This window comes from Pseudomonas sp. 22490 (assembly GCF_052044465.1).
In the GTDB taxonomy this organism is placed as follows: domain Bacteria; phylum Pseudomonadota; class Gammaproteobacteria; order Pseudomonadales; family Pseudomonadaceae; genus Pseudomonas; species Pseudomonas aeruginosa.
On sequence record NZ_JBQENS010000002.1, the window covers coordinates 155,116 to 179,650 of the forward strand.

Sequence of the window (24,535 nt, forward strand, 5' to 3'; positions counted from 1 at the left end):
CCGGGCGGGAAGCCCAGACGCCGCGCCGGCCGGGAGGCTACGCCGCCCCTCGGTCCCGAGGTCGTCGACGCATCCACCCGACTCGCCCTGCACGAGAAGAAAGCCCCATCCCCTTGCATGAGCGACGCGATGAGCAAGAACAAGCACCCCGATCTCGGCGAGATCCAGCGCAGCCTGAACCAGGCGCTGGAAGGCTACGACTGCCAGTGCCGGATGCACTACGACGGCACCGTCAGTATCAATGTCGCCGCCCGAGAGCACGACGAAACCTTCACCTTCGTCGGCATCCAGCCCGGCGAGCTGGACAACCCCACCCGCCTGCACCTGTTCGCCGAAAGCCTGCGTCGCGACCTGGCACTACTGGAGCCCTGGTTGGGAAAGCACGCAGCCTAGAATAAAAAAAGCGCCCCACAGGACCAAAACGACGTCCGGAGGCGCATGCGAGGACAGAGGAATCTTTCTGGCGATCAGGCCCGGCGTGCGATCTCCGCCGGCCGATGCGCCAGGTAATCGAGCAACAGGAACAGCACCGGCGCCACCTCGCGGCAATGCGCGACACCCTGGCGGATCCTCCCGGCGCTCTGCACCGCCCCTTCCCGTTGCAGGTCCTGCGGGCAGGCATCGAGCAGCGCCTCGATGCTCTCCGCGGTGCTTTCCAGGTGACATTGCAGGCCGATAGCCTGCTCGTTCCAGATGAAGCCCTGGTTTGCGCAGGCAGCCGAACCATAGAGCGGCACGCTGCCGGCCGGCAGGTCGAAGGTCTCGCCGTGCCAGTGGAACGCCATCAGCCGTTCCGGCAGGCGCTCGCCCAGCGGCGAGCCCAGCGCCTGGCTGTACCTGTGCAGCGGCCACCAGCCGATCTCCGCCTGGCGTCCCGGGCGTACCGCAGCCCCCAGCGCCTGGGCCAGCAGCTGCGCGCCGAGGCAGATGCCGAGGACCTTCTTGCCGGCATCCAGCGCCGCGCGGATCAAACGCTTCTCCGCCACCAGCCAGGGATATTGCGCTTCGTCGTGGACGCTCATCGGCCCGCCCATCACCACCAGCAGGTCGAAGCTGTCCAGCGCAGGCAGGTGGGCGTCGGCGTAGAGGTAGCAGACGTGCTCGTGCTCGCAGTGGCGGCCGATCCAGTCGCCGATCCGCGCGCTGCCTTCGAAGGGAACGTGTTGCAATACCAGGGCGCGCATCAGGCCACCTCCTCGTGTCGGTTGGCGACCCGGGCCAGGGCCCGTTCCAGTCGCCGCAGCATTTCGTCGACGTTGGCCCGGCTCACCGTCAGCGCCGGGGAAAAACGCAGGCAGTGCGGCTGCGGCGCGTTGATCAGCAGGCCTTCGCCGAACGCCGCGCGAACCACCGCTGGCGCGCGCTGGCCGATCAGCGGCAGCCCCCAGAACAGTCCCTGGCCGCGCAGCGGACCATGCCCATAGCGACGCGCGACACGGGCCAGGCCATCGCGCAGGTGGGTGCCCTGCTCGCGCACCTGCTCCAGGAAACCCGGCTCCAGCACGGTATTCAGTACCGCCAGCCCGGCAGCGGTCATCAACGCGTTGCCGTGGTGGGTGCCAAGCTGGTCGCCCGGTTCGAAGCAGCAGGCGTTGCCACGCGCCAGCAGCGCCGACAGCGGCACCCCGGCGCCGAGGCCCTTGCCGAGGGTAACGATGTCGGCGCGTACCCCGTACAGTTCCTCCGCCAGCAGCGCGCCGCAGCGGCCGATGCCGGTCTGCACCTCGTCGAGGATCAACAGGACGCCACGCTGCCGGCACAGCCGCTCGATGCCACGCAGGTAGTCGAGGGTCGCCGGGATCACCCCGGCATCGCCCTGCACCGGCTCCAGCATCACCGCCACCGTCTCTTCGTCGATGGCCGCGGCCATCGCGTCGAGGTCGTTGAACGGCACCCTGGCGAAGCCTTCCAGGCCATGCTGCGCCGGCTTGCCACAAGCCGTCAGGGTGCCCGGGGTGCGTCCATGGATGCTGTTGACGGTGCTGACGATCCGTTGCGCGCCGCCGCGATGCAGGCGGCCCCACTTGCGCGCCAGGGCGATGGCCGCTTCGTTGGCCTCGGCGCCGCTGGTGAGGAAGTAGGCCTGGTCGCTGCCGGTCGCCAGGCACAGGCGCTGCGCCAATGCCAGCACCGGCCGGTTGAGCAGGCCGGGGCCGGCGCTGACCAGCTCCCGCGCCTGCCGGGCCAGGGCCTGGACCAGCACGCTGGGACTGTGGCCAAGGCAGTTCACCGCCAGGCCCTGGGTGAAGTCGAGGAAGGCACGTCCGTCGCTGTCCCACAGCCACGAGCCCTGGCCACGGACGAACACCTGTTCGGGCCGTTCCTGGGTGCGCATCAGGCGCAGGCTATCCAGCGTATCAGCCATCTTTCAGTTCCTCGGTCATGTACTCCACCGCCAGCAAGCGCACGCCCTGCGGCCCCTGTTCCAGCAGCCGGCGGCTTTCCCGGCGCGTTTCGATGCGCAGTTCGAAGCCGTCGCCGGCGGGGAAGCGCTGGCGCATCAGCTCGCGCACCTCGGCAAAGCGCGCGGCGCTCACCGTCATGCTGGCCAACAGCCGGCCGGACTGGCTCAGGGTGATCAGGTAGTCGCTCAAGAGGCATGCTCCCGGTAATCCGACGGTCCGCGCAGGCGCGGCCCCCAGTCTTCCACCACGCCGCTGGACAGGCGTTTCGCCGCTGTCTTGCGCCAACGCTGGGAGAGCGCGTCGCAGGCCATCATCTGGCGCAACCCGAGAGGCTCCAGGGGATCGCCGAAATACCACTGCAACAGGCGGGCGACGGTCAGTTCAGGGTAATGCCGCTGGACCAGCTTCAGCTCGTCCCCGGGAGTCACCATGCCGCTGCGCAGGACCCGATAGAACCAGCCGCAGCGGCCGCCGCTCTGCAATTCGTCGGGCAGCTCGGGAAGATTCCAGCGCTGGCCCTGGCGATAGCAGGGCGAACGCGGCTGGCTGACTTCCAGCAGGGCATCGCCCCAATGGAACTGGTCGCCGATGCAGACCTCGGCTTCGGTGATGCCGTAGGTCGAGATGTTCTCGCCGAACGCCGGCAGTTGCCAGCGGTTCAGCGGGTGGCGCTTGCGCCAGTAGCGGTAGTGCTCGGCGGGATAGTGATGAAGAGCGCGCTCGAGGCCGCCGTGGTGGCGGATGTCGGCCTGTTCGTCGCCGGGCAGGCCATCGTGGCCCAGCCAGAACTCCTGCTCGACCGGCAGCTTGTCGATCGCGCTGACCAATCCGCCCCAGGTTTCTTCGACTTTACCTATGAAAACACCGTTTACGACTATCTGCTCCATTGCTCCGCGACCACCCGATGTACCGCCAATGCAGCTAGACTAGTGCCTCACGCGGGACCCACTCCATTTCGATTTTCCAGTTTTATCGATAAGAACAGCTTATGGATTTTCGCCAACTCCGCTATTTCGTCGCGCTCTACGAGGAAGGCCACGTCGGCCGCGCCGCCGAACGCCTGGCCCTGTCGCAACCGGCCCTCTCGCAGCAGATCCGCCAGTTGGAGCAGAACCTCGACGTCTCGCTGTTCCAGCGCAGCGGCAAGCGCCTGCTGCCGACCGTCGCCGCCCACACCCTGTACAACCATGCGGTACCGCTGCTGGAGGGATTGGAAAGGGCCCGCGAGGCGATGCGCGTATTCCGCGGGCAGACCCCGCGCAGCCTGGCGATCGGCGTACTGCAGACGGTCAACGCCAGCCTGGTGCCGTACATGGTCGAACGCCTGCACGCCGCGCAGCCGCATCTGCGGGTGCAGATCTACGAACTGTCGGGAATCGACATCGAGCGGCGCCTGCTCACCGGCAACCTGGATATCGGCATCGGCTTCCTGCCGCCGCGCCAGCCGGGCCTGCACAGCGTCGAGCTGTACGAGGACGAATTGCAGCTGGTGATCCCCGAGGAACACCCGTTGAAGGAGTTCAGAAAGGTGTCCCTGGCCCAGGCCGCGGAGTTGCCGATGCTGCTGCTCGGCGAAGAGTTCCGCGCGCGCCAGATCTGGCAGGAGCAACTCGCCGCGATCGGCCGGCGGCCGCGGGTGCAGGCGGAACTGAACCACATGAGCGGGATTCTCGACAGCCTGCCGCAGACCCGCTTCGCCACCGTTCTACCGGGCAAGGCACGGCAGATGCACTCGAACCAGCGGCTGCTGTGGAAACCGCTCAGCGAACCGCGCATCCCGCTGAAGGTCGGCCTGGTCTACCGCGACGCGCAACGCCAGCACGCCAGCGTCGAGCTGCTGCGCTCGCTGCTGGAAGGCGTGGTCTGAGCGACGCGGTTTTCCTCGGGCAATAAAAAACCCCGCCTTTTGGGCGGGGTTTTGCAGACCTCTATCCTGACATCCGTGCTACGCCACCATCCATGGTGGATTCCCTGAGTTTCCGTATTGTCTTTGGCGCTTCCTGCGCAATGTCCTGACGGTTTGAAGATTACGCATCTCCGCGAGGGGGAGAAAGCAGCCAAAACCACCGCCGTTTGTAAGCCTTGGCTTACACGCTGTAATAGTTCCGCTCGCCGGACCGACGGCAACACCCAGCCGCCGGGAGCTTGCCGTGCGTCAAGATGATCTGCGCCGGGCCCACTACAGTGGCCAGTCCCCTCATCATCGCGAGCCTTCCCAGCATGGAATTCCAGCGCGTCCACCAGCAGTTGCTGCAAAGCCACCACCTGTTCGAACCGCTTTCTCCCGTCCAGCTCCAGGAACTGCTCGCCAGCAGCGACCTGGTCAACCTCGACAAGGGCGCCTACGTGTTCCGCCAGGGCGAGCCGGCGCACGCCTTCTACTACCTGATTTCCGGCTGCGTGAAGATCTACCGGCTGACCCCGGAAGGCCAGGAGAAGATTCTCGAAGTGACCAACGAACGCAACACCTTCGCCGAGGCGATGATGTTCATGGACACCCCGAACTACGTGGCCACCGCCCAGGCCGTGGTGCCCAGCCAGCTGTTCCGTTTCTCCAACAAGGCCTACCTGCGCCAGTTGCAGGACAACACCCCGTTGGCCCTGGCCCTGCTGGCCAAGCTCAGCACCCGCCTGCACCAGCGCATCGACGAGATCGAGACGCTTTCCCTGAAGAACGCCACCCACCGCGTGGTGCGCTACCTGCTGACCCTCGCCGCCCACGCGCCGGGGGAGAACTGCCGGGTGGAAATCCCGGTGGCCAAGCAACTGGTGGCCGGTCACCTGTCGATCCAGCCGGAAACCTTCTCGCGAATCATGCACCGCCTCGGCGACGAGGGCATCATCCACCTCGACGGCCGCGAAATCAGCATCCTCGACCGCGAACGCCTGGAGTGCTTCGAGTGAACAGCGCCGCCGCTTGATCGCGGTCAAGCGCGCCACGGCCCGTCCGCCGGCAAGCTGGCGGGGTCGAGCCCGCGAGAACGCCCATGCGCCAATGCCTGTATTGCCTCCATGAAACCGAAGGCGCGGAAAGCGCCTGCGAACAGTGCGGCATGCCGCTGCCCAGCGCTTCCCAGCACCAGCTCCAGGGTCGCCGGCAGCGGCGCTTCGCCTGGTTCTGCGTCGGGCTGGCGCTGTTCTGCCTGGGCATGATGCTCTGGTTGCCGCGCGATGCTCCCTGAGGCATCTCAGCGGCGCAGGCGCCGATAGAGCTGGAGCAGGCGCTCGGGCAACTGCCCGGCGCGCTCGACCAGCGCGAAGCCGTCGGCGCCGAACAGGTAGGGCAGGTAGTCCGCCGCCTCCTTGTCGATGGTGATGCAGAAGGGCACCAGTCCCTGGCTGCGCGCCTCGATCACCGCCTGGCGGGTGTCCTCGATGCCGTAGCGGCCCTCGTAGCGGTCCAGGTCGTTGGGCTTGCCGTCGCTCAACAGCAACAGCAGGCGACGCTTCTGCGGCTGCCCGCCGAGCACCTGGCTGGCCCGGCGGATCGCCGCGCCCATCCGCGTGTAGTAGCCCGGCGAGAGCGCCAGCACGCGACCGCGGACCTCGCCGCCGTAGCCTTCGTCGAAGTCCTTCAGCACCTGCCAGCGCACCTGCTGCCGGCGCACCGAGGAAAACCCGTACAGCGCGAAGGGGTCGCCCAGCGCCTGCAACGCCTCGCCGAACAGCAGCAGGCTGTCGACGATGCTGTCGATCACTCGCCGCTGGTCGTCGAGGTAGGCTTCGGTGGACATCGACAGGTCCGCCAGCAACAGGCAGGCGAGGTCGCGCCGGCGCGGCCGCTGTTCGAGGAACAGGCCTGGCTGGGTGGAACCGCCGCGGCGCCGCTCGACCTGGAAGTCGAGCCAGGCATCGAGGTCGATCTCGTCGCCTTGCGGCTGCTGGCGCAGGCGTTGGCGGCCGTCGCGCAGGCAGGCGAACTGGCGGCGCAGATGCAGCGCGGTCTTCTCCAGGTGCGCCGGCAGGCTGGCGCTGGTCGCGCCGCGCGGCCGCATCGGTTGCAGCAGCACGTGGTCGCTCAGCAGGCGCTGCTGCCGATAGTCCCACTCGGGCAGCTTCAGCCCGGGGCCGAGCGGCAGGTCATCGTAGTCGGCGGCCGGCAGGTCGAGATCCAGGCGCAGGCCGCCGCCCTTCTGCGTGCGCTGGCGCGACAGCGACAGGTAGTCGAGGTCTTCGGCGACGCGCGCGCCGTCCGGGTCGTCCTCGTCGTCGCTACAGCGGTCCAGGGCCAGGTGCTCCGACCAACTGAGCAGGCTTTCCAGGCGGAACAGCAGCAGGTTGCGCTCGCTGTCGCGCTCCTCGACGCGCTCGGCGCGCTTGCGCGCTCCGCTGCGGGCGACCTGGCGCTTGCCGGCGCCGGCGGCCGCTTCCTCGCCGTCCTCCGGGCTGGCGGAAGGCGTCCAGCGCTCGCCGGGATACAGCCACAGCGGCACCGGCCAGGGCGCCCGCTCGACTCGCGGGAAGCGCTCGACGCTGCCCGGCTCGGCAAGCGCGCGGCGCAGGGCGATTTCCAGTTCGGCGTCTGCCGCCGGGCAATCGTCCAGCGACGGGCGCTGGCGCAGATGCGCGGCGACCAGCCGGGCGTAGCGCGGGCGCAGCGCCGGATAGGCATCGAGCAACTGCCGCGCCCAGCGCTGGTTGTCCTGGGCCCAGTGCCGCAGCGGCCCGGCGCTGGCCGCCAGCAGCGCCAGCCAGCGATACAGTTCGCGGTTCAGCTCGGCCTGCGGATAGACCGCGAGGGATTCCGGCAGGCGCAGGCTGTCGCCGTTGAACCAGGACACCGGGGCCTGCTCGCAGGTCCCGGCGACCCGCTGCAACCAGGTGCGGCTTAGCAGCAGGCGGCGCGCCGGGGTCGCCTCGAGGGCTACCCCCGGTGCGCCGCCGAGCGCCCGGAAGAGCATGCCGAGCGGACGCCGCATGCTCTCCAGGGTCACCCGCGCCGCCTCGAACTCGCCGCTGGCATGGCGGGTGATGAAGCGGTGCCAGTGGGCGCCGACCCATTCCTCCAGCTCGACGGCGAAGGCCATCTCAGGCGGCCGCCTTGCCGCGCCGGAAGCTCAGCAGGTAGGCGACCAGGCCGATGAGGAACACCACCCCGGCGCCTTCGCGCAGCCAGTAGAAGATCGCCAGCTGGTCCTGGGTGGCCATGAAGGTCATCGCCGCGCCGTCCGCCGGCATCCGTTGCAGCCAGACCTGCAGCACCCCGGCCGCGGAGAGGAACAGGGTGATGAACACCATCGCCACGGTCATCAGCCAGAAGCCCCACATCTCCAGGACCTGCGAGCGGTTGTCCATCGCCTCGCCGATCCCGCGCAGGCGCGGCATGGCGTAGGAGATGATGGTCATCACGATCATCGCGTAGGCGCCATAGAAGGCCATGTGGCCGTGGGCGGCGGTGAGCTGGGTGCCGTGGGTGTAGTAGTTGACCGGCGCCAGGGTATGCATGAAGCCCCACACTCCCGCGCCGAGGAAGGCCATCACCGTGGTGCCCATGGCCCACAGCGCGACCGCGCGGTTCGGATAGTCGCGGCGGCGGCGGTTGATGGTGTTGAAGGCGAACAGCACCATGGCGAAGAACGGCAGCGGCTCCAGCGCCGAGAATACCGAGCCGAGCCACAGCCAGTAGCCGGGCACGCCGATCCAGAAGTAGTGGTGGCCGGTGCCGATGATGCCGCTGATCAGCGCCATGGCGATGATCACGTAGAGCCACTTCTCGATCACCTCGCGGTCGACCCCGGTGATCTTCACCAGCACGAAGGCGAGGATCGCACCCATGATCAGTTCCCACACGCCTTCCACCCACAGGTGCACCACCCACCACCAGTAGAACTTGTCGCGGGTGAGGTTTTCCGGGTTGTAGAAGGAGAACAGGAACAGCAGGGCGAGGCCGATCAGGCCGGTCATCAGGACCATGCTGATGGCGGTCTTGCGCCCGCGCAGCACGGTCATGCCGACGTTGAACAGGAAGCCCAGGGCGACGATCACGATGCCCGCCTTGCTGATGGTCGGCTGTTCGAGGAACTCGCGGCCCATGGTCGGCCACAGTTCGTTGCCGGTGAGCCTGGCCAGGCCGGCGTAGGGCACCAGCAGGTAGCCGAGGATGGTCAGCACGCCGGCGGCGGCGAATACCCAGAACAGGATCCAGGCCAGCTTCGGGCTGTACAGCTCGCAGTCGCTCTCCTCCGGCACCAGGTAGTAGGCAGCGCCCATGAAGCCGAACAGCAGCCAGACGATCAGCAGGTTGGTGTGCACCATGCGCGCGACGTTGAAGGGGATCGCCGGGAACAGGAAGTCGCCGACCACGTACTGCAGGCCCATGATCAGGCCGAACAGGATCTGCCCGACGAAGAGGATCAGGGCGAACACGAAGTAGGGTTTGGCGACCGCCTGCGAGGCGAATTTCAGGGAGCCATTGGGCGACATCATCAACCCTCCTTGTTCGGCGGCCATTGGTTGGTATCGATCTTCGAGCTCCACTTGAGGAACTCGGCCAGGTCGTCGACCTGGCCCTCGCTGAGATGGAACTGCGGCATGGCGCGGCGGCCCGGCACGTTCAGCGGCTGGATCTTCATCCAGGCCTGGAGGAAGGTGTTGAAGCCCTCCTCGCCGCCACGGCGTCCGACCACGTTGCCCAGCTCCGGCGCGAAGTAGGCGCCCTCGCCGAGCAGGGTGTGGCAGCCGACGCAGTTGTTCTGTTCCCAGACCAGCTTGCCGCGCACCACCGCGGCGCTCATCGCGGCCTCGTTGGTGCGCTCGGGCAGGGTCTTCTCGGTGTGGTAGGTCAGGGCCAGGAACAGCAGGATGAAGAACACACTCCCGCCGAAATAGATGTTCCTGGCCATGCCTTTGGTAAAGGTCTCGGACATGCGGCCTCCTGGAATGGGTGGTGCGGCGATTCTAGGAAGCGGCGGCGGCGAACCCGCTTGATGGCAATCAAGATTCCCGAACGATTTACTCAGTTATTCATCCGCGCCAGGTACAGCGCAGCGCCCACCGCCAGGGCCATCAGCAGCGGCCAGGCCAGCAGCAGGCGGCGCCATAGCGCCGGGGCATGGGCCAGCTCCATGAAGCGCTCGCCGATCAGCCAACCCTTGGCCACCGCGCAGGCCAGCACCGCCGCCAGCAGCCAGGGAGAGTCGCCGGCGCCGCCCAGCAGCACACCGGTCACGGCCAGCGCCAGCAACGCCAGCCAGCAGAGGGTCAGGGTTCGCATCGGCACCTCATTGCAGGACGTAGACCAGCGGGAACAGCAGCACCCAGACCAGGTCGACCATGTGCCAGTAGAGCACTCCCGACTCCAGTCCCGAGCAAGCCTGCGGCGTATAACACCGGCGCCAGCAGGCCTGCGCCAGCCAGCCGAGGATCAGCAGGCCGAGCAGGACGTGGAGGAAATGGAAGCCGGTCAGGCACCAGTAGAGGGTGAAGAAAGTGTCGTGCTCGATGTCCAGGCCGAGATCGGCGAGCCGCCCGTACTCGTGCAGCTTCAGGCCGACGTAGACCAGCGCCAGCAGCAGCGCCGCCAGCAACCAGCCGCTCGCCTGGCGCGGCCGTCCGCGGCGCACCGCATGCACCGCCAGCGCGGCGAGCCAGCCGGAGCTGAGCAGGGCCACGGTCAGCAACAGGCCCCAGCGGCTATCCAGTTGCTCCCGGCCGGCACGGAACAGCTCCGGCTGCCAGGCCTGGGCGCCGGCGAACGCCAGCAGCAGCAGGCTGAACACGCTGAGTTCGGCGAGGATGAAGAACCACATCGCCAGGTCGCCGGGCAGGCGCCGCTCGACGGTATCAGGCGACATGGAGATCGACGATGTCCATCAGCGCCGCCACCGTCGCCGGGTCGTCCGAGAGCGGTTCGGCCAGCGCCACCCGGCACGCCTCGCGCGGGTCCATGCCGTCGCCGATGAGGCGCGCGGCGAAGATCAGCAGGCGGGTCGAGGCGACTTCCTCCAGGTCGTGCTGCTCCAGCCGCCGCAGCGCCTGGCCCAACTGCACCAGGCGCTGCGCCAGGGTCTCGGCACAACCGCTCTCGCCGACCAGGATGCGTGCCTCCTGCTGCGCCGCCGGGTAGTCGAAGCGCAACGCGACGAAACGCTGCCGGGTGCTGGGCTTCAGGCCCTTGAGCAGGTTCTGGTAGCCGGGGTTGTAGGACACCACCAGCATGAACGAAGGCGGCGCCTGCAACGTCTCGCCGGTGCGCTCCAGGTACAGCTCGCGGCGGTCGTCGGCCAGCGGGTGGATGGCGACCGTGGTGTCCTGGCGCGCCTCCACCACTTCGTCCAGGTAGCAGATACCGCCTTCGCGCACCGCGCGGGTCAGCGGGCCGTCCTGCCACCAGGTGCCGTCGGCGCCGATCAGATGGCGGCCGAGCAGGTCGGCGGCGCCCAGGTCGTCGTGGCAGGCGACGCTGTACAGCGGCAGTTCCAGGCGCCGCGCCATGTACTGGACGAAGCGGGTCTTGCCGCAACCGGTGGGGCCCTTGAGCAATACCGGCAGGCCGTGCCGCCAGGCGCGCTCGAAGACTTCGATCTCATGGCCGGTGGCCTCGTAGAAGGGTGTCGCGTCCCGCATGTCCTACTCCTGCGCTAGGGATTAGGACCGCACGCTATTCACAGTTGGAAGGTGCCACAAGCGCAAAGCAACGCAATCTTGATTCCGGTCAAGCAAGGGTAAAGACCCTGCTTTCTATGATCCTTTCGCGCCATGAATTCCCGGGAGTTCCCGACGCAGCCACCCCCAAAACACTGCTAAGGGAGCGCCTCGCAGAGCTCCTGAGGAGATAGACCATGCCATTTGGCAAGCCACTGGTGGGCACCTTGCTCGCCTCGCTGACGCTGCTGGGCCTGGCCACCGCTCACGCCAAGGACGACATGAAAGCCGCCGAGCAATACCAGGGTGCCGCTTCCGCCGTCGATCCCGCTCACGTGGTGCGCACCAACGGTGCCCCCGACATGAGTGAAAGCGAGTTCAACGAGGCCAAGCAGATCTACTTCCAACGCTGCGCCGGTTGCCACGGCGTCCTGCGCAAGGGCGCCACCGGCAAGCCGCTGACCCCGGACATCACCCAGCAACGCGGCCAGCAATACCTGGAAGCGCTGATCACCTACGGCACCCCGCTGGGCATGCCGAACTGGGGCAGCTCCGGCGAGCTGAGCAAGGAACAGATCAGCCTGATGGCCAAGTACATCCAGCACACCCCGCCGCAACCGCCGGAGTGGGGCATGCCGGAGATGCGCGAATCGTGGAAGGTGCTGGTGAAGCCGGAGGACCGGCCGAAGAAACAGCTCAACGACCTCGACCTGCCCAACCTGTTCTCGGTGACCCTGCGCGACGCCGGGCAGATCGCCCTGGTCGACGGCGACAGCAAGAAGATCGTCAAGGTCATCGATACCGGCTACGCCGTGCACATCTCGCGGATGTCCGCTTCCGGCCGCTACCTGCTGGTGATCGGCCGCGACGCGCGGATCGACATGATCGACCTGTGGGCCAAGGAGCCGACCAAGGTCGCCGAGATCAAGATCGGCATCGAGGCGCGCTCGGTGGAAAGCTCCAAGTTCAAGGGCTACGAGGACCGCTACACCATCGCCGGCGCCTACTGGCCGCCGCAGTTCGCGATCATGGACGGCGAGACCCTGGAGCCGAAGCAGATCGTCTCCACCCGCGGCATGACCGTAGACACCCAGACCTACCACCCGGAACCGCGCGTGGCGGCGATCATCGCCTCCCATGAGCACCCCGAGTTCATCGTCAACGTGAAGGAGACCGGCAAGGTCCTGCTGGTCAACTACAAGGATATCGACAACCTCACCGTCACCAGCATCGGTGCGGCGCCGTTCCTCCACGACGGCGGCTGGGACAGCAGCCACCGCTACTTCATGACCGCCGCCAACAACTCCAACAAGGTTGCCGTGATCGACTCCAAGGACCGTCGCCTGTCGGCCCTGGTCGACGTCGGCAAGACCCCGCACCCGGGGCGGGGCGCCAACTTCGTACATCCCAAGTACGGCCCGGTGTGGAGCACCAGCCACCTGGGCGACGGCAGCATCTCGCTGATCGGCACCGATCCGAAGAACCATCCGCAGTACGCCTGGAAGAAAGTCGCCGAACTACAGGGCCAGGGCGGCGGCTCGCTGTTCATCAAGACCCATCCGAAGTCCTCGCACCTCTACGTCGACACCACCTTCAACCCCGACGCCAGGATCAGCCAGAGCGTCGCGGTGTTCGACCTGAAGAACCTCGACGCCAAGTACCAGGTGCTGCCGATCGCCGAATGGGCCGATCTCGGCGAAGGCGCCAAGCGGGTGGTGCAGCCCGAGTACAACAAGCGCGGCGATGAAGTCTGGTTCTCGGTGTGGAACGGCAAGAACGACAGCTCCGCGCTGGTGGTGGTGGACGACAAGACCCTGAAGCTCAAGGCCGTGGTCAAGGACCCGCGGCTGATCACCCCGACCGGCAAGTTCAACGTCTACAACACCCAGCACGACGTGTACTGAGACCCGCGTGCGGGGCACGCCCCGCACGCTCCCCCCTACGAGGAACCGTGATGAAACCGTACGCACTGCTTTCGCTGCTCGCCACCGGCACCCTGCTCGCCCAGGGCGCCTGGGCCGAAGACCCCGAAGTGCTGTTCAAGAACAAGGGCTGCGTGGCCTGCCATGCCATCGACACCAAGATGGTCGGCCCGGCCTACAAGGACGTCGCCGCCAAGTTCGCCGGCCAGGCCGGCGCCGAAGCGGAACTCGCGCAGCGGATCAAGAACGGCAGCCAGGGCGTCTGGGGCCCGATCCCGATGCCGCCGAACGCGGTCAGCGACGACGAGGCGCAGACCCTGGCGAAGTGGGTCCTGTCGCAGAAATGAACGCCCCTCCGGACTTCCGGCGCGCCGCCAGCCACGCCTTGTGGCTGGCCCTCGCGCTGACGTTCGCCTGTCCTCTTCCGGGCCTGGCCGACGAGCATCCCGATGCCCGTCGCCAGGCCCAGTTGCGTCACCTGCTGTTGCAGGACTGCGGCTCCTGCCACGGCCTGCGCCTGACCGGCGGCCTCGGCCCGGCGCTGACCCCCGAGGCCCTGCGCGGCAAGCCGCGCGAATCGCTGGTCGCCGCCGTGCTCATGGGCCGTCCGCAAACCCCGATGCCCCCCTGGGCCGGCCTGCTCAGCGAAGACGACGCCGGCTGGCTGGTGGACCGCCTGATCGAAGGAGAGATCGCCCCATGAACCTGCGTCCCCTCGCGCCGCTTTTCCTCGCCCTGCTCGCCGGCTGTAGCCAGCAGCCGCCCTTGCGCGGCAGCGGCGACCTCGGCGTGCTGATCGAACGCGCCAACGGCAGCGTGCAGATCCTCGACGGCACGGCGAAGACCTCGCTGGCGCGGGTCGAAGGCCTCGGCGACCTGTCCCACGCCTCCCTGGTGTTCTCCCGCGACCAGCGCTACGCCTACGTATTCGGTCGCGACGGCGGCCTGACCAAGCTCGACCTGCTGGCCCAGCGCATCGACAAGCGCCTGATCCAGGGCGGCAACAGCATCGGCGGAGCGATCAGCCAGGACGGTCGGCTGGTCGCGGTATCCAACTACGAGCCGGGCGGGGTCAAGGTGTTCGACAGCCGCACCCTGGAGCTGGTCGCCGAGATTCCCGCCACCCGCCTCCCCGGCCAGGACAGGAACTCCCGGGTGGTCGGCCTGGTCGACGCGCCCGGGCAGCGCTTCGTGTTCAGCCTGTTCGACAGCGGCGAGATCTGGATCGCCGACTTCAGCCAGGGCGACACGCCGCACCTGACCCGCTTCCGCGATATCGGCAAGCAACCCTACGACGCCCTCATCAGCCCCGACGGGCGCTACTACATGGCCGGGCTGTTCGGCGAGGACGGCATGGCCCAGCTCGACCTCTGGCACCCGGAGCGCGGCGTCAGGCGCGTACTCGGCGACTACGGCCGCGGCCAACGCAAGCTGCCGGTGTACAAGATGCCGCACCTGGAGGGCTGGACCATCGCCAGCGACCAGGCCTTCGTCCCGGCGGTCGGCCATCACCAGGTGCTGGTGCTCGACGCGCGCGACTGGAAGCAGACCGACGCCATCGACGTCGCCGGCCAGCCGGTGTTCGTCATGACTCGACCGGACGACCGGCAGATCTGGGTCAACTTCGCCTACCCGGACAACGACAAGGTGCAGGTCATCGACAGCGAGACCCACGAAGTGATCGAAACCCTGCGCCCTGGCCCCGGCGTACTGCACATGGAATTCAGCGGGCGCGGCGACCAGGTCTGGATCTCGGTGCGCGACGCCGACCAGTTGCAGGTCTGGGACCCATACCGCCTGAAGCGCATCGGCAGCCTTCCGGCCCGCAGCCCGAGCGGCATCTTCTTCAGCCACCGCGCCCAGCACATCGGACTCTAGGAGGCACCATGGACGACCTCTCCCGCCGCCTCCTCGCCCGCTACCAGAAAGGCCTGCCGATCTGCGCGGAACCCTATCGGCGGATGGCCGAGACCCTGGGTTGCAGCGAAGCCGAGGTGCTCGAACGGCTGCGTCGCCTGGAAGCCGACGGCGCGTTGTCGCGGGTCGGCCCGGTGCTCCGCCACCAACGCGCCGGGGCCAGCACCCTGGCTGCCCTGGCGGTGCCCGAGGAGCGTCTGCAACGGGTCGCCGAGCGCATCAGCCAGTACGCCGAGGTCAACCACAACTACCAGCGCGAACACCGCTACAACCTGTGGTTCGTGCTCACCGCCGGCGACCGCGCGCAACTCGACCGGGTACTGGCGGAGATCGCCGCCGACACCGGCCTGCAACCCCTCGACCTGCCGATGCAGGAAGCCTACTGCATCGACCTCGCGTTTCCCCTGGAGGCCAGCCGATGAACCCCGTCGAACCCCTCGCCGCGCCGCAGCGGCAACACCTGCGCTACCTGCTGGAACAGGGCCTGCCGCTGGCCAGCCGGCCCTATCGGGTGCTCGCCGAACGCATCGGCGCCGGCGAAGACGAAGTGCTGGAACAAGTCCGCCGCTGGGACGAAGACGGCCTGTTCCGCCGCTTCGGGGTGATCCTCCACCACCGCGCCCTGGGCTATACCGCCAACGCCATGCTGGTGCTGGACGTCGCCGACGCGGAGGTCGACGCCGTCGGCCGCGCCCTCGCCCACGAAACGATCGTCTCGCTCTGTTACCGCCGCCCGCGTCGCCTGCCGATGTGGCCATACAACCTGTTCTGCATGATCCACGGCCGCGAGCGCGGCGAAGTGGAACGCCAGATCGAGGCCCTGCTGGAGCGCCACGCCCTGCGCCAGACACCGCACCGCTGGCTGTTCAGCCTGCGCGCCTACAAGCAGTGCGGCGGCCGCTACACCGCGCCGCCGGCCGACCTGGAGCGCCGCCGTGGATGAGTTCGACCGGCGCCTGCTGAACCGCCTGCAACACGGCCTGCCGCTGGAGCCGCATCCCTACGCGCTGCTCGCCGCCGAGCTGGATTGCCGCGAGGAAGACATCCTGCGCCGCCTGGACGACCTGCTCGACGACGGCACCCTGACCCGCTTCGGTCCGCTGTTCGATATCGAGCCCCTCGGCGGTGCCTTCACCCTGGCCGCCATGAGCGTGCCGGAGGCGCGTTTCGAAGAGATCGCCGCGCTGCTCGCCGGCTGGCCGCAGGTCGCCCACAACTACCGTCGCGAGCACGCCCTGAACATGTGGCTGGTGGTCGCCTGCGACAGCCCGGCGGAGGTCGCCGAGACCCTCGCACGGCTGGAGCGCGAGAGCGGGCTGGCGGTACTCGACCTGCCCAAGGAGGCGACCTACCATGTCGGCCTGCATTTCCCCCTCTGACGCCCTGCTCGCCCGCCGCCTGATCGAACTGACCCAGGCCGGCCTGCCGCTGGTCGCCGACCCTTGGGCGTGGATCGCCGCGCAACTGCGGCTGAGCGAGGCGGAGACCCTGGCGCTGCTGAAGCGCCTGCGCGACGCCGGGGTGATCCGGCGCATCGCCGCGGTGCCCAACCACTATCGCCTTGGCTACCGGCACAACGGCATGACCGTCTGGGACGTCGCCGACGAACGCATCGAACGCCTCGGCCGGCTGGTCGGCGGGCTGTCCTTCGTCAGCCATTGCTACCGGCGCCCGCGCCATCTGCCGCAGTGGCGCTACAACCTGTTCGCCATGGTCCACGGCCGCAGCGAAGCGGAGATCGAAGGCTATCGCCAGCAGATCCGCCTGCTGCTCGGCGAGGACTGTCGCGCCGACGAGATGCTGGTGAGCAGCCGCATCCTGAAGAAGACCGGCCTGCGCCTGGCGCAGAAGGAGGAACGTCCATGCTGAGGATCAGCCATTACCTGCGCAGCCTCGCCGAGGACGCGCCGACGCCGCGCCGCGCCGGCGGCAGGCGCGCCCCGGTGGTGATCTGGAACCTGCTGCGGCGCTGCAACCTGACCTGCAAGCACTGTTACTCCACCTCCGCCGACAGCGACTTCCGTGGCGAGCTGGAGACCGCGGAAATCCTTCGCGGCATCGACGACCTGCGCGCCGCCGGAGTGCGCGTGCTGATCCTCTCCGGCGGCGAGCCGCTGATGCACCCGGACCTCTTCGAGATCGCCGCCCATGCGCGCCAGGCCGGGATGTTCGTGGCGCTGTCGAGCAACGGTACGCTGATCGACGAAGGCAACATCCAGCGCGTCGCCGAGGCCCGCTTCGACTACGTCGGCATCAGCCTCGACGGCCTGCGCGAGACCCACGACCGCTTCCGCCAGAAGCAGGGCAGCTTCGACGCCGCGCTGGCGGCCATGCGCCTGTGCCGCGAGGCGGATATCCGCGTCGGCATGCGCACCACCCTGACCGAGGAGAACGCCGCGCAACTACCGGCACTGCTCGACCTGATGCGCGAACTCGACGTGCAGAAGTTCTACCTCTCGCACCTCAACTACAGTGGCCGCGGCCGCCGCAGCCGCGCCCTCGACGCCCACCACCGGCGCACCCGCGAGGCCCTCGCGCTGCTCTTCGAACGGGCCGACGAGGACATCCGGCAGGGGCGCGACAGCGACTTCGTCACCGGCAACAACGACGCCGACGCGATCCTTCTCCTCGACTGGCTCAAGCGCCGCCGCCCGCAGCAACTGGCGCGTCTCTGCGAGCTGCTGCTGGACTGGGGCGGCAACGCCTCGGGCGAGGGCATCGCCAACATCGACAACACCGGCGAGGTGCATCCGGACAGCTACTGGTGGCACCACAGCGTCGGCAACATCCGCCATCAGCGCTTCGCCGACTTCTGGTTCGAGCGCCCCGACCCGCTGCTCCTGCAACTGCGCCAGCGCCCGCGACCGGTGGTCGGGCGCTGCAGCCAATGCCGCTGGCTGGACATCTGCAACGGCAACACCCGCACCCGCGCCTGGGCCGGCGGAGAACTCTGGGGCGAAGACCCCGGCTGCTACCTCAGCGATCAGGAAATCGGCCTCGAGCGCATCGCGCTGCACGCCGTCTAAGGAAAGCCTCATGAACACTACCGTGATTCCGCCGTCCCTCCTCGATGTCGATTTCCCTGCCGGCAGCGTCGCCCTGGTCGGCGCCGGCCCCGGCGATCCGGGCCTGCTCACCCTGCGCGCCTGGGCCCTGCTGCAACAGGCCGAGGTGGTGGTCTACGACCGCCTGGTCGCCCGCGAGCTGATCGCCCTTCTGCCGGAAAGCTGCCAGCGCATCTACGTCGGCAAGCGCTGCGGCCACCACAGCCTGCCGCAGGAAGAAATCAACGAGCTGCTGGTGCGCCTGGCCCGGCAGCAACGCCGGGTGGTCCGCCTGAAAGGCGGCGACCCGTTCATCTTCGGTCGCGGCGCCGAGGAGCTGGAGCGCCTGCTCGAAGCCGGCGTCGACTGCCAGGTGGTCCCCGGCGTCACCGCCGCCTCCGGTTGCAGTACCTACGCCGGCATCCCGCTGACCCACCGCGACCTCGCCCAGTCCTGCACCTTCGTCACCGGCCACCTGCAGAACGACGGCCGCCTCGACCTCGACTGGGCCGGCCTGGCGCGTGGCAAGCAGACCCTGGTGTTCTACATGGGCCTGGGCAACCTCGCCGAGATCGCCGCGCGCCTGGTCGAGCACGGCCTCGCCAGCGACACCCCGGCGGCGCTGGTCAGCCAGGGCACCCAGGCGGGCCAGCAGGTGACCCGCGGCGCCCTTGCCGAGCTGCCGGCGCTGGCGCGACGCTACCAGTTGAAGCCGCCGACGCTGATCGTCGTCGGCCAGGTGGTCGCGCTCTTCGCCGAGCGCGCGATGGCGCATCCGTCATACCTGGGCGCCGGCTCGCCGGTCAGCCGCGAGGCCGTCGCATGCGCCTGATCGGCCTCGCCCTCGGCCTGCTCCTCGGCGCCCTCGCACAGGCCGGCGAAGCGCCGGGGGAAGCGCTCTACCGCCAGCACTGCCAGGCCTGCCACGGCGCCGGGCGGCTCGGCGGCAGCGGCCCGACCCTGCTCCCGGAAAGCCTTTCGCGGCTGAAGCCGGCGCAGGCCCGCGAGGTGATCCTGCACGGTCGCCCGGCAACCCAGATGGCCGGCTTTGCCGGTCAATTGGACGACGCCGCGGCGGACGCCCTGGTCGCCTATCTCTACCAGGCGCCGCCGCGCGAACCGCAGTGGAGCGCCGAGGACATCCGGGCCAGCCAGGTTCAGCCGCATCCCCTCGCCACCCTGCCGTCCAGGCCCCGCTTCGAGGCCGACCCGCTGAACCTGTTCGTGGTGGTGGAGTCCGGCGACCACCACGTGACCATTCTCGACGGCGATCGCTTCGAGCCCATCGCCCGCTTCCCCTCGCGCTACGCCCTGCACGGAGGTCCGAAGTTCTCCCCGGATGGGCGCCTGGTGTACTTCGCCTCGCGCGACGGCTGGGTGACCCTCTACGACCTGTACAACCTGAAGGTGGTCGCCGAGGTCCGCGCCGGCCTCAACACGCGCAACCTGGCGGTCAGCGACGACGGGCGCTGGGTCCTGGTGGGCAACTACCTGCCCGGCAACCTGGTGCTGCTGGATGCCCGCGACCTTTCCCTGGTGCAGGTCATCCCGGCGGCCGACGCCCAGGGCCAGGCCTCGCGGGTCAGCGCGGTATACACGGCACCGCCGCGGCACAGCTTCGTGGTCGCCCTGAAGGACGTCCACGAGCTGTGGGAGCTGCCCTATGCCGACGGCAAGCCGGTCGCGCCGAAACGGCTGGCGGTCGCCGACTACCTCGACGACTTCTCCTTCAGCCCCGACTACCGCTACCTGCTGGGCAGCTCGCGGCAGGCCAGGGGCGGCGAGGTGATCGAGCTGGACAGCGGCGCGCGGGTCGCCTCGATCCCGCTGTCGGGCATGCCGCACCTCGGCTCGGGCATCTACTGGAAGCGCGACGGGCGCTGGGTGTTCGCCACGCCGAACATCAGCCGCGGGGTGATCTCGGTGATCGACCTGCAAAACTGGAAGCCGTTGAAGGAAATCGCCACCGACGGCCCCGGCTTCTTCATGCGTAGCCATGCCGACTCACCCTACGCCTGGACCGATACCTTCCTCGGCAAGAAACACGACGAGATCCTGCTGATCGACAAGCAGACCCTGGAAATCGCCCATCGCCTGCGCCCCAGCCCGGGCAAGGTGGCCGGCCACGTCGAGTTCACCCGCGACGGCCGCTACGCCCTGCTCAGCGTCTGGGACCGCGACGGCGCGCTGGTGGTCTACGACGCGCACAGCCTGGAGGAAGTGAAGCGACTGCCGATGAACAAGCCGTCGGGCAAGTACAACGTCGGCAACAAGATCGGCTATGCGGAGGGAACCTCGCACTGAGGCGGTCGAGACGCCATCAACGGATATCCCCGTATCCTCCGCGACGGACCGCGACAACCCTGTCCCCTCACGGCACGAGAAAAACCACGGGAATGGCGGATAACCGCAAGCGGTTATTCGCCCTACCGCCCACCCTGCGCGAGGAGCCGTAGGGCGCATAACGCCAACGGCGTTATCCGCCGATCACCCTGTCCCATCACGGCCCCGAGAAAACCCTGGGAATGGCGGATAGCCGCAAGCGGATATCCCCCCCACCCGTCCCGCGCGCCGAGCCCCCGGCGCCCAGAAAAAAGCCCCGCATCGCGGGGCTTTCCGTCTCAGGCGCCAGGCCTCAGAACTGCTCGGCGTCCAGCAGGTACAGCGACTCGCTGCCGGCGCGCACGGAGGCGCTCAGGGAATGGATGCGCGGCAGCAGGCGGGCGAAGTAGAAGCGCGCGGTACCCAGCTTGCTGGCGTAGAAGTCGTCCTCGCCCTGCTTGGCCAGCGCGGTGCGCGCCATCAATGCCCACATGTAGGCATAGGCGGTGTAGCCGAACACATGCAGGTATTCGACCGACGCCGCGCCGATCTCGTTGGGATTGCCCTTGGCGCGGTCGAGCAGCCAGGCGGTCAGCTCTTCCAGGTTCTCCACGGCGGCCGCCAGCGGCTTGCTGAACTCGCCCAGGGCCTCGTCGGCGGAAGCGACGAAGGCCTTGATCTCGTCGGTGAAGTGACGGGAGAAGGCGCCGCCGCTGCCGATCACCTTGCGCCCCACCAGGTCGAGCGCCTGAATGCCATTGGTGCCTTCGTAGATCTGCGTGATGCGACAGTCGCGCACCAGTTGCTCCTGGCCCCATTCGCGGATGAAGCCGTGGCCACCGAAGATCTGCTGGCCATGGATGGTGGTTTCCAGCCCCATGTCGGTGAGGAATGCCTTGGCCACCGGGGTCAGCAGCGCCACCAGCTCTTCCGCGCGCTTGCGGGTGACCGCGTCTTCGCTGTACTTGGCGGTGTCCAGCTGCATCGCGACGTAGCTGGAGAAGGCGCGGCCGCCTTCGTTCAGCGCCTTCATGGTGAGCAGCATGCGACGCACGTCGGGGTGCACGATGATCGGGTCGGCGGCCTTGTCCTTGGCCACCGGGCCGGTCGGCGCGCGGCTCTGGATACGCTCGCGGGCATATTCGATGGCGCTCTGGTAGGAGCGCTCGCCAGTGGCCAGGCCCTGGATGCCGACGCCAAGGCGCTCGTAGTTCATCATGGTGAACATCGCCGCCAGGCCCTTGTTGACCTCGCCCACCAGCCAACCGGTAGCGCCGTCGAAGTTCATCACGCAGGTGGCCGAGGCCTTGATCCCCATCTTGTGCTCGATGGAGCCGCAACCCAGGCTGTTCTTCTCGCCCAGCGAGCCATCGGCGTTGACCAGCACCTTCGGTACCAGGAACAGCGAGATGCCCTTCGGCCCGGCCGGGGCGTCGGGCAGCTTGGCCAGCACCAGGTGGATGATGTTCTCGGTCAGGTCATGCTCGCCGCCGGTGATGAAGATCTTGGTCCCGCTGATCTTGTAGGAGCCGTCGGCCTGCGGCTCGGCCCTGGTGCGGATGATGCCCAGGTCGGTGCCGGCATGCGGCTCGGTCAGGCACATGGAACCGGCCCAGATACCGGCGTACATGTTCGGCAGGTACTTGTCCTTCAGTTCGTCGCTGGCATGGGCATTGAGCGCCAGGCAGGCGCCGGCGGTCAGCATCGGATACAGGCCGAACGACAGGTTGGCCGAGTTGACCAGTTCCTCGACCTGCGCCGAGATCACCTTGGGCATACCCATGCCGCCGTAGGTCGGATCACCGCCGACGCCGACCCAGCCGCCTTCGGCGTAGGTCCGGTAGGCCTCGGGGAAGCCGGCCGGGGTGCTCACCGCGCCAGCGTTCCACTGGCAGCCTTCCTCGTCGCCCGGACGGTTCAGCGGGGCGATGGTACCGGCGGTGACCTTGCCGGCCTCTTCGAGGATCGCCGCGGCGGTCTCGGCGTCGACCACTTCGGCCAGCGCCGGCAGTTGCGCCCAGAGCCGGGAGACCTCGAACACCTCATTGAGGACGAAGCGCATGTCGCGCAGCGGAGCTTTGTAATCAGCCATGTGGGGAATCCTCGATCGTACCGATCGCCGGCCGGGGGCCAGCGGCAACAAAATGGAGGCACGAAAGGCGTGCCGCGGCCGAGTCTACACCACCAACATTTCGGACTTGTAGCGTCACGTCGTGACCGGAAAGTCTATATCGGTCTTCTATGCGACAGGCATGAGAAAGCCCGCTTTTCGCGGGCTCGAGCGAGTTCGCCGGGAGTCCGACGGGCCCGGCGGGTGCGGGAGAAACCGGGGGAAGAAGCGCCGCGCCCCTGCCCCGGCAGCCGCTAGAGCGAAAACTGCTCCGCCGACAGGCTCATCAGGCCCGCCGCGCCGGCCTGGATCGCCGCGGCGTGCGCCGCGGTGCGCGGCAGCAGGCGACTGAAGTAGAAGTCGGCGGTGGCCAGCTTGGCTTCGTAGAACGCGGCCTCGCCGCTGCCGGCATCCAGCTTCTCGCGCGCCACCAGGGCGATGCGCAACCAGAAATAGGCCAGGGTCACGTAGCCGGAGAACATCAGGTAGTCCACCGAGGCGGCGCCCACTTCGTCGGCATTCTTCATCGCCGCCAGGCCCACCTGCTGGGTCAGTTCGCCCCACTGCGCGTTCAGCGCCGCCAGTTGCGCGACCTGTCCCTTCAGTTGCGGATGCTCGGCCTGGGCCTGGCACAACTGGTGGACCAGTTTGGTGAAACCGCGCAACAGCTTGCCCTGGCTGCCCAGTACCTTGCGGCCGAGCAGGTCGAGGGCCTGGATGCCGTTGGTGCCTTCGTAGATCTGTGCGATGCGGCAATCGCGGACCAACTGCTCCATGCCCCACTCGCGGATGTAGCCGTGGCCGCCGTAGACCTGCATGCCGAGGTTGGTCACCTCCTGCCCGGTCTCGGTCATGAAGGCCTTGCAGATCGGCGTCAGGAAGGCCAGCAGGTCGGCGGCCCGCTCGCGCTCGGCGGCGTCCTGCGACAGGTGCTCGGTGTCGAGCAACTGGGCGGTGAAGTAGGCCAGCGCGCGGTTGCCTTCGTTGAACGCCTTCATGGTCAGCAGCATGCGCCGCACGTCGGGGTGCACGATGATCGGGTCGGCCGGCTTGTCCGGCGCCTTCGGCCCGGTCAGCGAGCGCATCTGCAAGCGCTCCCGGGCGTAGCGCACGGCGCCCTGGTAACTGGTCTCGCCAAGGCACAGGCCCTGCATGCCGGTGCCCAGGCGGGCGTGGTTCATCATGGTGAACATGCAGTGCAGGCCCTTGTTCGGCTCGCCGATCAGGTAGCCGGTGGCGCCGTCGAAGTTCATCACACAGGTGGCCGAGGCCTTGATCCCCATCTTGTGCTCGATGGAGCCACAGGAGACCGCATTGCGCGCGCCCACGTTACCTTCGGCGTCGGGAAGGAACTTCGGCACGATGAACAGCGAGATACCCTTGGTCCCGGCCGGCGCATCGGGAAGCTTGGCCAGCACCAGGTGGACGATGTTCTCGCTCAGGTCGTGCTCGCCGGCGGAGATGAAGATCTTCGTCCCGCTGATCGCATGGCTGCCGTCGGCGTTCGGCACCGCGCGGGTCTTGATGATGCCCAGGTCGGTGCCGCAGTGCGGCTCGGTCAGGCACATGGTGCCGGTCCAGGTGCCGGCGGTCATCCGCGCCAGGTAGAGGTCCTTCTGCGCCTGGCTGCCGTGGGCGTGGATCGCCGACATGGCGCCGCGGGTCAGGCCCGGGTACATGCCCCAGGAGACATTGCTGGCGCCGATCATCTCGCTGAGCAGCAGACCCAGCGAGTGCGGCAGGCCCTGGCCGCCGTACGCGGGATCGCTGGCGACACCGTTCCAGCCACCCTCGACGTACTGTGCATAGGCTTCCTTGAAACCCTTGGGCGTGGTCACCACGCCGTTGTCGAAGTGGCAGCCCTCTTCGTCGCCGGAGCGGTTCAGCGGCGCCAGAACCTGTTCGCAGAATTTCGACCCTTCATCGAGGATCGCCGCCACCATGTCCGGGGTCGCGTCGCTGGCGCCGAGCGCCTGGTAGCGCCCATGGAAGTCGAATACCTCATCGATCAGGAAGCGCATGTCGCGCAGCGGAGCCTTGTATTCCGGCATCTCTGTTCTCCTCGGCAGGGGCGCCCCACAGGCGCGAATCCCTCGAAGCTACTGCGCCGGGCGGGCGCCTACAATCACGCTGCGGACGCTGAATGCAACGCCATAACCCCGAGGTCGGAAGGCCAGGATGCAGCGGATCGCAGGCATGAAAAAGCCCGCCGAAGGGCGGGCTCTTTCTCAC

The 24,535-nt window shown here is 68.0% G+C and carries 27 protein-coding genes; 15 read left to right on the forward strand and 12 right to left on the reverse strand.

Features of this window, described 5'->3' with window-relative positions; genetic code table 11:
* Positions 1-129 precede the first annotated feature (129 nt).
* Positions 130-393 carry a hypothetical protein gene (locus tag ACTJJX_RS02870; protein WP_003084903.1) on the forward strand — a complete coding sequence of 88 codons (264 nt, stop codon included), beginning with the start codon at positions 130-132 and terminating at the stop codon, positions 391-393.
* 74 nt (positions 394-467) lie between these two features.
* Here the strand turns inward: ACTJJX_RS02870 and ACTJJX_RS02875 are convergent, their stop codons facing one another.
* From ACTJJX_RS02875 to ACTJJX_RS02890, 4 genes are read right to left on the reverse strand one after another with little or no spacing between them, the layout of a single operon-like run.
* Complete coding sequence (locus ACTJJX_RS02875; protein ID WP_003084901.1) at positions 468-1,184, reverse strand: type 1 glutamine amidotransferase; 717 nt, start codon at positions 1,182-1,184, stop codon at positions 468-470.
* On the reverse strand, positions 1,184-2,365 hold the full coding sequence (locus tag ACTJJX_RS02880; protein WP_003110211.1) for an aspartate aminotransferase family protein: 1,182 nt from the start codon (positions 2,363-2,365) through the stop codon (positions 1,184-1,186). The genes ACTJJX_RS02875 and ACTJJX_RS02880 overlap by 1 nt, the downstream gene beginning before the upstream one ends.
* Complete coding sequence (locus ACTJJX_RS02885; RefSeq protein WP_003101561.1) at positions 2,358-2,594, reverse strand: hypothetical protein; 237 nt, start codon at positions 2,592-2,594, stop codon at positions 2,358-2,360. The genes ACTJJX_RS02880 and ACTJJX_RS02885 overlap by 8 nt, the downstream gene beginning before the upstream one ends.
* Entirely contained in the window at positions 2,591-3,292 is a 702-nt protein-coding gene (locus tag ACTJJX_RS02890) for an MOSC domain-containing protein (RefSeq protein ID WP_003084895.1), read from the reverse strand. Before ACTJJX_RS02890 ends, ACTJJX_RS02885 begins: the two co-directional genes overlap by 4 nt.
* A gap of 101 nt (positions 3,293-3,393) precedes the next feature.
* Between ACTJJX_RS02890 and ACTJJX_RS02895 the strand changes: the two genes are divergently transcribed.
* From ACTJJX_RS02895 to ACTJJX_RS02905, 3 genes are all read left to right on the forward strand, one after another.
* The gene (locus tag ACTJJX_RS02895; protein WP_003084893.1) at positions 3,394-4,272 is read left to right on the forward strand and encodes a LysR family transcriptional regulator; all 879 of its coding nucleotides are present in this window, start codon (positions 3,394-3,396) and stop codon (positions 4,270-4,272) included.
* 353 nt (positions 4,273-4,625) lie between these two features.
* A complete protein-coding gene (gene dnr / locus ACTJJX_RS02900; RefSeq protein WP_003113234.1) occupies positions 4,626-5,309 on the forward strand; it encodes a transcriptional regulator Dnr in 684 nt (227 codons plus the stop codon).
* A gap of 83 nt (positions 5,310-5,392) precedes the next feature.
* On the forward strand, positions 5,393-5,587 hold the full coding sequence (locus ACTJJX_RS02905) for a hypothetical protein (RefSeq protein ID WP_003113235.1): 195 nt from the start codon (positions 5,393-5,395) through the stop codon (positions 5,585-5,587).
* A gap of 6 nt (positions 5,588-5,593) precedes the next feature.
* Here the strand turns inward: ACTJJX_RS02905 and ACTJJX_RS02910 are convergent, their stop codons facing one another.
* From ACTJJX_RS02910 to nirQ, 6 genes are all read right to left on the reverse strand, one after another.
* Positions 5,594-7,432 (reverse strand): nitric oxide reductase activation protein NorD, encoded by a 1,839-nt coding sequence (locus ACTJJX_RS02910; RefSeq protein ID WP_016263893.1) that lies wholly within the window; start codon positions 7,430-7,432, stop codon positions 5,594-5,596.
* 1 nt (position 7,433) lies between these two features.
* Positions 7,434-8,831, reverse strand: coding sequence for a nitric-oxide reductase subunit NorB (gene norB, locus ACTJJX_RS02915; RefSeq protein WP_003084883.1), 1,398 nt, complete (start codon positions 8,829-8,831; stop codon positions 7,434-7,436).
* On the reverse strand, positions 8,831-9,271 hold the full coding sequence (norC, locus tag ACTJJX_RS02920) for a nitric oxide reductase subunit NorC (RefSeq protein WP_003084881.1): 441 nt from the start codon (positions 9,269-9,271) through the stop codon (positions 8,831-8,833). The genes norB and norC overlap by 1 nt, the downstream gene beginning before the upstream one ends.
* Before the next feature lie 89 nt (positions 9,272-9,360).
* The gene (locus tag ACTJJX_RS02925; RefSeq protein ID WP_003113239.1) at positions 9,361-9,618 is read right to left on the reverse strand and encodes a cytochrome C oxidase subunit IV family protein; all 258 of its coding nucleotides are present in this window, start codon (positions 9,616-9,618) and stop codon (positions 9,361-9,363) included.
* 7 nt (positions 9,619-9,625) lie between these two features.
* On the reverse strand, positions 9,626-10,153 hold the full coding sequence (locus ACTJJX_RS02930; RefSeq protein ID WP_003118864.1) for a cytochrome c oxidase subunit 3: 528 nt from the start codon (positions 10,151-10,153) through the stop codon (positions 9,626-9,628).
* A 34-nt stretch (positions 10,154-10,187) separates the two neighbouring features.
* Positions 10,188-10,970 carry a transcriptional regulator NirQ gene (nirQ, locus tag ACTJJX_RS02935; RefSeq protein ID WP_003113240.1) on the reverse strand — a complete coding sequence of 261 codons (783 nt, stop codon included), beginning with the start codon at positions 10,968-10,970 and terminating at the stop codon, positions 10,188-10,190.
* Positions 10,971-11,185: 215 nt separating this feature from the next.
* On the opposite strand from nirQ, the gene nirS reads away from it, so the two are divergent.
* Genes nirS through nirN form a run of 11 tightly spaced genes read left to right on the forward strand, consistent with a single transcriptional unit; the run spans position 11,186 to position 20,175 of the window.
* Entirely contained in the window at positions 11,186-12,892 is a 1,707-nt protein-coding gene (gene nirS / locus ACTJJX_RS02940; RefSeq protein ID WP_016852396.1) for a nitrite reductase, read from the forward strand.
* Positions 12,893-12,942: 50 nt separating this feature from the next.
* Positions 12,943-13,257, forward strand: a complete 315-nt coding sequence (nirM, locus tag ACTJJX_RS02945; protein ID WP_003084872.1) for a cytochrome C-551 — start codon at positions 12,943-12,945, stop codon at positions 13,255-13,257.
* Positions 13,254-13,613, forward strand: coding sequence for a cytochrome c55X (gene nirC, locus ACTJJX_RS02950; protein ID WP_016852395.1), 360 nt, complete (start codon positions 13,254-13,256; stop codon positions 13,611-13,613). Before nirM ends, nirC begins: the two co-directional genes overlap by 4 nt.
* The gene (nirF, locus tag ACTJJX_RS02955) at positions 13,610-14,788 is read left to right on the forward strand and encodes a heme d1 biosynthesis protein NirF (protein ID WP_016852394.1); all 1,179 of its coding nucleotides are present in this window, start codon (positions 13,610-13,612) and stop codon (positions 14,786-14,788) included. The genes nirC and nirF overlap by 4 nt, the downstream gene beginning before the upstream one ends.
* 8 nt (positions 14,789-14,796) lie before the next feature.
* On the forward strand, positions 14,797-15,249 hold the full coding sequence (locus ACTJJX_RS02960; RefSeq protein ID WP_003084864.1) for an AsnC family transcriptional regulator: 453 nt from the start codon (positions 14,797-14,799) through the stop codon (positions 15,247-15,249).
* Positions 15,246-15,770: a siroheme decarboxylase subunit beta gene (gene ahbB / locus ACTJJX_RS02965; RefSeq protein WP_003106107.1), complete on the forward strand. Its 525-nt coding sequence runs from the start codon at positions 15,246-15,248 to the stop codon at positions 15,768-15,770. Before ACTJJX_RS02960 ends, ahbB (ACTJJX_RS02965) begins: the two co-directional genes overlap by 4 nt.
* A complete protein-coding gene (locus tag ACTJJX_RS02970) occupies positions 15,763-16,206 on the forward strand; it encodes an Lrp/AsnC family transcriptional regulator (RefSeq protein WP_003084860.1) in 444 nt (147 codons plus the stop codon). The genes ahbB (ACTJJX_RS02965) and ACTJJX_RS02970 overlap by 8 nt, the downstream gene beginning before the upstream one ends.
* Positions 16,181-16,696, forward strand: a complete 516-nt coding sequence (ahbB, locus tag ACTJJX_RS02975) for a siroheme decarboxylase subunit beta (protein WP_003084858.1) — start codon at positions 16,181-16,183, stop codon at positions 16,694-16,696. The genes ACTJJX_RS02970 and ahbB (ACTJJX_RS02975) overlap by 26 nt, the downstream gene beginning before the upstream one ends.
* Positions 16,690-17,853 (forward strand): heme d1 biosynthesis radical SAM protein NirJ, encoded by a 1,164-nt coding sequence (gene nirJ, locus ACTJJX_RS02980; RefSeq protein WP_003106109.1) that lies wholly within the window; start codon positions 16,690-16,692, stop codon positions 17,851-17,853. Before ahbB (ACTJJX_RS02975) ends, nirJ begins: the two co-directional genes overlap by 7 nt.
* 10 nt (positions 17,854-17,863) lie before the next feature.
* Positions 17,864-18,703 carry a uroporphyrinogen-III C-methyltransferase gene (gene cobA, locus ACTJJX_RS02985; protein ID WP_003113243.1) on the forward strand — a complete coding sequence of 280 codons (840 nt, stop codon included), beginning with the start codon at positions 17,864-17,866 and terminating at the stop codon, positions 18,701-18,703.
* Complete coding sequence (nirN, locus tag ACTJJX_RS02990; RefSeq protein WP_003158459.1) at positions 18,694-20,175, forward strand: dihydro-heme d1 dehydrogenase; 1,482 nt, start codon at positions 18,694-18,696, stop codon at positions 20,173-20,175. Before cobA ends, nirN begins: the two co-directional genes overlap by 10 nt.
* Positions 20,176-20,506: 331 nt before the next feature.
* Here nirN and ACTJJX_RS02995 read toward each other — a convergent pair whose 3' ends face one another.
* A complete protein-coding gene (locus ACTJJX_RS02995; protein ID WP_003103344.1) occupies positions 20,507-22,285 on the reverse strand; it encodes an acyl-CoA dehydrogenase C-terminal domain-containing protein in 1,779 nt (592 codons plus the stop codon).
* A gap of 272 nt (positions 22,286-22,557) precedes the next feature.
* Positions 22,558-24,354 carry an acyl-CoA dehydrogenase C-terminal domain-containing protein gene (locus ACTJJX_RS03000; protein WP_003103343.1) on the reverse strand — a complete coding sequence of 599 codons (1,797 nt, stop codon included), beginning with the start codon at positions 24,352-24,354 and terminating at the stop codon, positions 22,558-22,560.
* Positions 24,355-24,535: the final 181 nt, after the last annotated feature.

Coding starts and splice junctions, on each gene's coding strand:
- ACTJJX_RS02870 (WP_003084903.1), top strand. CDS start 130: ATGAGCAAGAACAAGCACCCCGATCTCGGCGAGATCCAGCGCAGCCTG.
- ACTJJX_RS02875 (WP_003084901.1), bottom strand. CDS start 1,184: ATGCGCGCCCTGGTATTGCAACACGTTCCCTTCGAAGGCAGCGCGCGG.
- ACTJJX_RS02880 (WP_003110211.1), bottom strand. CDS start 2,365: ATGGCTGATACGCTGGATAGCCTGCGCCTGATGCGCACCCAGGAACGG.
- ACTJJX_RS02890 (WP_003084895.1), bottom strand. CDS start 3,292: ATGGAGCAGATAGTCGTAAACGGTGTTTTCATAGGTAAAGTCGAAGAA.
- ACTJJX_RS02895 (WP_003084893.1), top strand. CDS start 3,394: ATGGATTTTCGCCAACTCCGCTATTTCGTCGCGCTCTACGAGGAAGGC.
- dnr (WP_003113234.1), top strand. CDS start 4,626: ATGGAATTCCAGCGCGTCCACCAGCAGTTGCTGCAAAGCCACCACCTG.
- ACTJJX_RS02905 (WP_003113235.1), top strand. CDS start 5,393: ATGCGCCAATGCCTGTATTGCCTCCATGAAACCGAAGGCGCGGAAAGC.
- ACTJJX_RS02910 (WP_016263893.1), bottom strand. CDS start 7,432: ATGGCCTTCGCCGTCGAGCTGGAGGAATGGGTCGGCGCCCACTGGCAC.
- norB (WP_003084883.1), bottom strand. CDS start 8,831: ATGATGTCGCCCAATGGCTCCCTGAAATTCGCCTCGCAGGCGGTCGCC.
- norC (WP_003084881.1), bottom strand. CDS start 9,271: ATGTCCGAGACCTTTACCAAAGGCATGGCCAGGAACATCTATTTCGGC.
- ACTJJX_RS02925 (WP_003113239.1), bottom strand. CDS start 9,618: ATGCGAACCCTGACCCTCTGCTGGCTGGCGTTGCTGGCGCTGGCCGTG.
- ACTJJX_RS02930 (WP_003118864.1), bottom strand. CDS start 10,153: ATGTGGTTCTTCATCCTCGCCGAACTCAGCGTGTTCAGCCTGCTGCTG.
- nirQ (WP_003113240.1), bottom strand. CDS start 10,970: ATGCGGGACGCGACACCCTTCTACGAGGCCACCGGCCATGAGATCGAA.
- nirS (WP_016852396.1), top strand. CDS start 11,186: ATGCCATTTGGCAAGCCACTGGTGGGCACCTTGCTCGCCTCGCTGACG.
- nirM (WP_003084872.1), top strand. CDS start 12,943: ATGAAACCGTACGCACTGCTTTCGCTGCTCGCCACCGGCACCCTGCTC.
- nirC (WP_016852395.1), top strand. CDS start 13,254: ATGAACGCCCCTCCGGACTTCCGGCGCGCCGCCAGCCACGCCTTGTGG.
- nirF (WP_016852394.1), top strand. CDS start 13,610: ATGAACCTGCGTCCCCTCGCGCCGCTTTTCCTCGCCCTGCTCGCCGGC.
- ACTJJX_RS02960 (WP_003084864.1), top strand. CDS start 14,797: ATGGACGACCTCTCCCGCCGCCTCCTCGCCCGCTACCAGAAAGGCCTG.
- ahbB (WP_003106107.1), top strand. CDS start 15,246: ATGAACCCCGTCGAACCCCTCGCCGCGCCGCAGCGGCAACACCTGCGC.
- ahbB (WP_003084858.1), top strand. CDS start 16,181: ATGTCGGCCTGCATTTCCCCCTCTGACGCCCTGCTCGCCCGCCGCCTG.
- nirJ (WP_003106109.1), top strand. CDS start 16,690: ATGCTGAGGATCAGCCATTACCTGCGCAGCCTCGCCGAGGACGCGCCG.
- cobA (WP_003113243.1), top strand. CDS start 17,864: ATGAACACTACCGTGATTCCGCCGTCCCTCCTCGATGTCGATTTCCCT.
- nirN (WP_003158459.1), top strand. CDS start 18,694: ATGCGCCTGATCGGCCTCGCCCTCGGCCTGCTCCTCGGCGCCCTCGCA.
- ACTJJX_RS02995 (WP_003103344.1), bottom strand. CDS start 22,285: ATGGCTGATTACAAAGCTCCGCTGCGCGACATGCGCTTCGTCCTCAAT.
- ACTJJX_RS03000 (WP_003103343.1), bottom strand. CDS start 24,354: ATGCCGGAATACAAGGCTCCGCTGCGCGACATGCGCTTCCTGATCGAT.